Source organism: Phocaeicola sp. RTP21198st1_B8_RTP21198_201120 (assembly GCF_040929485.1).
Taxonomy (GTDB): Bacteria; Bacteroidota; Bacteroidia; order Bacteroidales; family Bacteroidaceae; genus Phocaeicola; species Phocaeicola dorei.
The window spans coordinates 1-1,202 of record NZ_JBCOCI010000291.1; the positions used below are offsets into that span (position 1 = coordinate 1).

Here is a 1,202-nt window from a genome sequence, read left to right on the forward strand (position 1 = left end):
CCATCCTGACGGATAGAAAGGATGATTTCTTTTTTAGCATCGGGATTTTCATCATTGTCTGCCATAAAAAGTTGTTCGTAATTTCCACACAATCCGTATCCATTGGAGGGATCGAGCACTTTGCCGGCATAGGTGATAGCATCATTCCAACGCGGTTGTCCGGTGTATACTTCGGCATTGGGATACAAACGGGCACGCAGCAACCAGCAAGCAGCTTTGTCGGCACGTCCGAAAGGAGCTTGACGCGGTTCGCTCATATCATTTTCGATGCTTTCCAGTTCGCTTTCAATATAAGCGAACAGTTCGGAGGCCGTCTTTTGAGGAGGATTCTCTTTGGAGAAGTGTTCGGTGAAAGGAGCTTTTCCGAAGGTGTCCATCAGATAATAGTAAAATAAGGAACGGAGAAAACGGGCTTCGGCACGTTGCTGAACGGAGGTAGCATCCTCTTTTCCGGCGATCTGATCCAGGAAGAAATTGCAGAGTGTGATATTATATGCTAAACGATTATATAATATTTCTGTCTGCTGATGAGAGGAGTTCCAACGCATATAAGTTAGTTCGGGGATACCGGCATTTTCTTGCCAGGTCCATATCATCTCATCAGTGCCATATTCATTGTTAGTGAAAAGAGCGCGATAGAAACAGGATTGACCTTCGTCCTTTACTGCGATATCCAGGTCATTGATACAGGAGGTAATTCCGGTGGTCAGGCTAAGGAACAACGCTGCTGAAACTATTGATTTTATATATTTGAACTTCATAATAGTCTACTTTTTAATAAATTACAATCTTAGAACTGAAGACTTAGCCCGAACAGGATAGTGATCGGATGAGGATAAATGTTCCTGTCAATACCTGCTACTCCGGCATCATTTCCTGAACTGATAACCGATTCAGGATCGAGTCCTGTATACTTGGTGATAACGAAGGGATTCTGTACAGTACCGTAAATACGGCCGTTGATACCTTTATAAGCCTGGGACTTCAGTAAATTTTTGAAGCTATAACCTACTGTTATGTTATCACAACGCAAGAATGAAGCATTCTCAACGAAACGATCGGACAGATAATAGTCTCCCTTTCCTTCAAATCCCAGATTCACGGCAGCTGTCGGGCGGTTGGAATAGTATCCATGATTAAAGATTCCTCACTTACCGACACTGGATTTACTGGCCAGTACGTCATTGTACACATAGTTATTC

Annotated in this window: 1 protein-coding gene and 1 pseudogene; both read right to left on the bottom strand. The window is 43.2% G+C overall.

Going from position 1 to position 1,202, the window contains the following annotated elements; all coding sequences use genetic code 11:
• On the bottom strand, nucleotides 1-761 hold a 761-nt coding region (locus tag AB5935_RS25540), incomplete at its 3' end, for a RagB/SusD family nutrient uptake outer membrane protein (RefSeq protein ID WP_368327823.1).
• Between the two features lie 29 nt (nucleotides 762-790).
• Nucleotides 791-1,202: pseudogene (locus tag AB5935_RS25545) on the bottom strand (SusC/RagA family protein); the annotation flags it as partial.